2 protein-coding genes are annotated in these 6,152 nt (G+C 66.2%); both read left to right on the forward strand.

What is annotated here, in order from left to right; genetic code table 11:
- Positions 1–284: 284 nt before the first annotated feature.
- A complete protein-coding gene (gene treZ / locus ACLFQI_RS10635) occupies positions 285–2,219 on the forward strand; it encodes a malto-oligosyltrehalose trehalohydrolase (protein WP_410759190.1) in 1,935 nt (644 codons plus the stop codon).
- The coding region (gene malQ / locus ACLFQI_RS10640; protein WP_410759188.1) for a 4-alpha-glucanotransferase at positions 2,216–6,152 on the forward strand (3,937 nt) is incomplete at its 3' end. The genes treZ and malQ, both read left to right, overlap by 4 nt.

The raw sequence follows: 6,152 nt of genomic DNA on the forward strand, positions 1-6,152 counted from the left end.
CACCCCCTCGGCGGTAGCACCAAGACTGAGTCCAGTCACAGCGCCTGATAACAGCGCCTGATAACAGCGCCTGATAACAGCACCTGATAACAGCACCTGCGCGCGGATCAAAAGCCCCTGTAGCTGGAGTCAGCTGTGATCGCAGTAGACCGATATTCGCCGGGTCAAGCGAATGCCATTGGCCTGGCATAGCGCATGCATCTGGCGGCAGTGCGCTAAGGCGAACCTTCAGCAATACCTCAAAGCCAAACAGGAAGCCCGCCATGTCGACCTCGAAACACCGGATGCCCTTTGGCGCGGAAACACGATCCGATGGAAGCGTCCGCTTTCGCCTTTGGGCACCGGCGGCCGATCAGGTCGTGCTTCTGCTCGTCGACGGCGGTGACGAGCAAGACGTCGGCATGAACAGCGCCGGCGACGGTTGGTTCGAGCTGACGACGGCGAACGCTCGACCAGGGATGCGCTACGCCTTTCGCATCGCCGGCGAGCGCGTCGACGGCCAGCAGACCGTGCCAGACCCGGCCTCCCGTTTCCAACCCGCCGATGTCCACGGCCCAAGCGAGATCATCGAGCCGAACGACTTCCGCTGGCCCGATGGCGAGCCCTGGCGCGGGCGCCCCTGGGAGGAAGCGGTCTGCTACGAGCTGCATCTCGGCACCTTCTCCCCCGAGGGCACCTTCGCGGGCGCCGCTCAGCGACTGGATCAGCTTGCCGAACTCGGCGTCACCGCGCTCGAGCTGATGCCGGTGGCCGCCTTCCCGGGACAGCGCAACTGGGGCTACGACGGGGTGTTGCCATTCGCCCCTGATGCCAGCTATGGCCGCCCCGAGGACCTCAAGGCCCTGGTGCAGGCGGCCCACGACCGCGGCCTGATGATCCTGCTCGACGTCGTCTACAACCATTTCGGCCCCGAGGGCAACTACCTGCACCTCTACGCCCCACAGTTCTTCAACGAGCGGCACCAGACCCCCTGGGGTGCGGCGATCAACTTCGACGGACCCGACAGTCACAACGTGCGCGAGTTCTTCATCCACAACGCGCTCTACTGGCTCGAGGAATACCGCTTCGATGGGCTGCGCCTCGATGCGGTCCACGCGATCGCCGACGATTCCGAGCCGGATATTCTGACCGAGCTGGCCGAGGCGGTTCAGGAGCGTCTCGGGCAGCGACGGCGCGTCCATCTGGTGCTCGAGAACGACGGCAATGAAGCGCGCTACCTGGCCCGGCGCCAGAACGGCATGGCCCGTTGGTACCGGGCGCAATGGAACGACGACTTCCACCATGCCGCCCATGTGCTGATCACCGACGAGCAAGACGGCTACTACGCCGATTACAGCACGGAGCCGGCCTGGTTCCTCGCCCGCTGCCTGGCGGAAGGCTTTGCCTATCAAGGCGAGCCGTCGCCGTTCCGGGATGGTGCCCGGCGTGGCGAGCCCAGCGCCGGCTTACCGCCGGGCGCCTTCATCAACCTGCTGCAGAATCACGATCAGATCGGCAATCGCGCCTTCGGCGAGCGCATCGCCTCGCTCGCGTTCCCGGAGGCGCTGCGCGCGCTCAGCGCCGTGATGCTGCTGGCACCCTCGCCGCCGCTGCTGTTCATGGGGCAGGAGTTCATGACCGAGACCCCGTTTTTGTTCTTCTGTGACTTCGGCGCTGAGCTGGCCGATTCGGTCACCCAAGGACGCCGGCGCGAATTCCAACGCTTCGAGCGCTTCGCTGATCCGCAGGCGCGCGAGGCCATCCCAGACCCCAACGACCCGGTCACCTTCGAGCGCTGCCGGCTCGACTGGGAGGCGCTCAAGGCTGACAGCCGCCACCGCGAGTGGTGGCTCTTCCATCAGCAGCTCTTGCAGCTGCGCCAGCGCGAGATCGTGCCCCGCCTGGACGGAATCGACCTTGGGCAGCGCCGCTTCGAGACCTTCGCCAACCGTGCCATTCAGGTGCAATGGCGACTCAATGACGGCGCTGTCTTGACCCTGACGGCGAACCTCAGCGATGCCGAGCGGCGCTGGGAAGCACTGCCGCTACCATTGGCGGGTGAGGCCCTGTACCTGGAGCCGGTCGGTCTTGGCGACGCGCTCGCCGACCGGCATCTGCCACCCTGGGCGGTCGCTTGGCATCTCGCGTCCAGGCAACAGCGCCAGGAATCGCAGCCGGAGCCGCGCCATCCCCAACAGGCCGGTGTCGACGGTCAGACTCACGAGAGGGCCGCGCCATGACGACAACCCCCGAGCTCGAGCGCCTCTGTGCCCACTATGGGATCGCCGCGACCTATGAGGATGTCGAGGGCCAGCAGCATCAGGCCGAAGACCGCACCCGACGAGCGTTGCTCCAAGCGCTCGGCGTCGCTGCGGGTGACCTGGCGACAGAGGCGCGCAGCCTGGCCCAAGCGATCGATCGGGAATGGCAGCGCGTGCTCGCGCCGGTGATCCTGCATCGGCAGGGTGCCGAGATGCCGAGGCTGACACTGAGCCTGCCCGATCAGCCGGAGCTGATGGAGGTGCGGCTGGTCCTGATCGAGGAATCGGGCGCCACCGCCGACGCCGAACTCGATCTGAGCAGACTGCCGATCGACGAAGAGCGTGAGATCGATGGCCGCCGCTGGCAGCGCCGTCGCATCGCGATCCCCGCTCCCTCCGAGATCGGTTATCACCAGCTGACGCTCGATGCAGCTACTGGCAAGCGCCTGGCGCAGACGCGCTTGATCGTTGCGCCGCAGCGCTGCTGGCAGCCCGAGGCGGAGGATCGCCATGAACAGGGAACGGGCAACGGGACGCGTGACTGGGGACTGGTCACCCAGCTGCATGCGGTGCGCTCGACCCGCAACTGGGGCATCGGTGACTTCACTGACCTGACCCGATTGGTCGAGACTGCGGCTGAAGCCGGTGCTGGTGCCGTTGGGCTCAGTCCACTGCATGCGCTCTTCCTGAGCCAACCTGAACGCTGTAACCCCTATGGTCCATCGAGCCGCCGGTTTCTCAATCCGCTGCATCTCGATGTCGACGCGATCGCCGAGCGAACGGACTGTGACGCCGCACAGGAGCTGATCGACAGTGACGAGTTCAAGGCGCAGCTGCGCGCGCTGCGTAGTGCACCGGTGGTCGATCACACCGCAGTGACCGAGGCCAAGCTGACGATACTGGAGCGCCTGTTCCGCTGCTTCCGTCAGCATCATCCCGACGTCAAGGAGCCGCATGCGGCGGCCTTCCAGGCCTTCTGCGACGAGCAGGGCGAAGCGCTGCAGCGCTTCGCGATCTACCAGGCGCTGAGTGAGCATTTTGCGGCCGCTGAGGACGATCAGCGCGCCGATGAGCAGTGGCCCGCCGCCTATCAGGACCCGAGGTCGGACGAGGTGGCGGCCTTCGCACGTGAACACGCCGAGCGGGTCGACTTCTTCGCTTGGCTGCAATGGCTGGCGCAGATGCAGCTCGAGTCGGCCGGCAACCGTTGCCGGGAACTGGGCATGGCGCAGGGGCTGTTGCTAGATCTCGCGGTTGGTGCCGCACCCGACGGCGCCGATCACTGGGTGCTGCCCGGTCTCTATATCCAGGGCGCCCATGTCGGTGCCCCGCCGGACGATTTCAGCCCCAAAGGTCAGAACTGGAACGTCCTGGCCTGGCATCCGCGGGCATTGCGCGCGGCCGGCTACGAGCCCTTCGCAGCCGAGCTGCGCGCCAACATGCGCGCCGCCGGTGGCTTGCGCATCGACCATGTGATGGGCCTGATGCGGTTATTCCTGATCCCGGACGGCGCGCCGCCGACGGCAGGCACCTATCTCAGCTACCCGCTCGAGGAGCTGCTCGGGGTGGTCGCGCTCGAGAGCGTGCGCAACCGCTGCCTGATCATCGGCGAGGACCTGGGCACGGTGCCGGCGCTGATCCGCAAGGTGATCCCGGACTGGGGCATCCTCTCCACCCGCGTGCTCTACTTCGAGCGCGCCGATGAGGGTGGTTTTCTCGAGCCGCCGGCCTTCGAGCCGAACGCCATGGTCACTGCCGGCACCCACGATCTACCGCCATTGGCCGGTTTCTGGCAAGGCGTCGACCTCGAGCAAAGGCGCGAGCTGGAGCTGTTCCCGAGCGAGCAGGATTATGACAAGCGCTTGCTGCAGCGCACCCAGGACCGGACCGAGCTGTTCCTGGCGTTGAAGCACGAGGGCCTGTTGCCCGACCACGAGGGCGCGGACCCGGTGGACGTGCCCAGTCTCGGCCCCGAGCACTTGCGGGCGATCCATGTCTATCTGGCACGCACGCCCTCGCGGCTGCTACTGATCCAAACCGCAGACCTGCTCACCGAGACCGAGCAGATCAACCTGCCCGGCAGCGGCGATCGCTATCCGAACTGGCGCCGCCGCCAACCACTGCAACTCGAGCATTGGCTGGAGCGCCCCGAGATCCAAGGCCTGCTCGCGGCGGTGCGTACCGAGCGCGGCAGCTCGGCAGCCCGCTTCAGCGCCCCGGAGCAGCCGCAGACCGGCATCAGCCAGACCCGGTCTGGCCAGAATAGCTTTGGTCATAACGGCTTTAGCCAGAACCCTGCGGCTCAGACCGAGCTTGGGCGAACCAGCACTGGACAGCCCTCCAGCGAGCAAGCCAGCGTGAAGCCGAGCAGCGAGACACCGCTGCAAGCGCCAATCCCGCGCGCCACCTATCGGCTTCAGCTGCACAAGGACTTTGGCTTCGCCGCCGCCACCGAACTCGTGCCCTACCTTGCTGACCTCGGCATCAGCCACTGCTATTTCTCGCCCTACCTCAAGGCCCGGCCCGGCAGCACTCACGGCTATGACGTGGTCGACCACAGCCAGCTCAACCCCGAGCTCGGCAGCCAGGCCGACTATGATCGCCTGTGCGAGACCTTGGCCGCGCACGGCATGGGGCAGATCCTCGACCTGGTACCCAATCATGTCGGCATCATGGGCAGCGAAAACCCCCGATGGCTCGACGTCCTCGAGAACGGCCCAGCATCGACCCATGCCGACTTCTTCGACATCGACTGGCGACCGCTCAAGCAGGAGCTACACGACAAGGTCCTGGTGCCGGTGCTCGGCGATCGCTACGGGGAGCTGCTCGACCAAGGCGAACTGACGCTGGTCTTCGCCGATGGCGCCTTCCGGGTCGAGTACTACGAGCATCATTTTCCGATCGATCCGCGCGAATACCCGCGCATCCTGGCGCCCGGCCTGGCGGCGCTGCGCGAGCGGCTCAAGACCGATGAACCGGCTGTTGATCCGACAGTGCGCTCAACAGAAGCAAGCTCAGAAACAGCGGGCTCAGAACTCGCCTCGGAGCTGGCCTCGGAGCTGGCCAACTTCGAGAGCCTCATCACCGCCTTTGGCAACCTGCCACCGCGCAGCGCACTCGATGAGGCGTCGGTCACCGAGCGCTATCGCGACAAGGAGCTGCACAAACAGCGCCTGGCAGCGCTATGCGAGGCCAATGCCGACCTGCAACGCTACATCCAGGACTGCCTGCAGGCCTACAACGGCGCCGACGACTACCCGGCGGACAGCGGTCGGCTGCATACCTTGCTGGAGGCGCAGGCCTATCGTCTCGCGCACTGGCGCGTCGCCGCCGACGAGATCAACTATCGGCGCTTCTTCGATATCAACGATCTCGCCGCGCTGCGCATGGAGAACCCAGCGGCCTTCGAGGCGACCCATGAGCGGGTGCTGCAGCTGATCGCTGAGGGCCGGGTGCAGGGGCTGCGCATCGACCATCCGGACGGACTCTTCGACCCGGCCGCCTACTTTCGCCGCCTGCAACGGCGCGCGGCGCAGATCCTGCGGCCGCAGCGTGCGCCCCTCGACGATGATCGCCCGCTGTACCTGGCCGCCGAGAAGATCCTGGTCGGCGACGAACAGTTGCGCTCCGACTGGCCCGTGCACGGCACCACCGGCTACGACTTCGCGACGCTCTGCGATGCCCTCTTCGTCGACAGCGATGGCGAGACCGAGCTTGATCGCTGCTACCAAGCGTTCATCGGTGCCAGCTCAGGCTCCGACTCAGGCCCTGGCTCGGGTTCAGCTAGAGGCTATGCCGACGAGGTCTATGCGGCCAAGCGGCTGGTGATGAAGAATCTCCTCTCCAGCGAGCTGCACGTGCTCGCGAGCGAGGCCGCTCGCATCGCCGAGATGGACCCGCATACCCGCGATT

The sequence above is a fragment of the Halochromatium sp. genome, from assembly GCF_046541315.1.
GTDB lineage: Bacteria > Pseudomonadota > Gammaproteobacteria > Chromatiales > Chromatiaceae > Lamprobacter.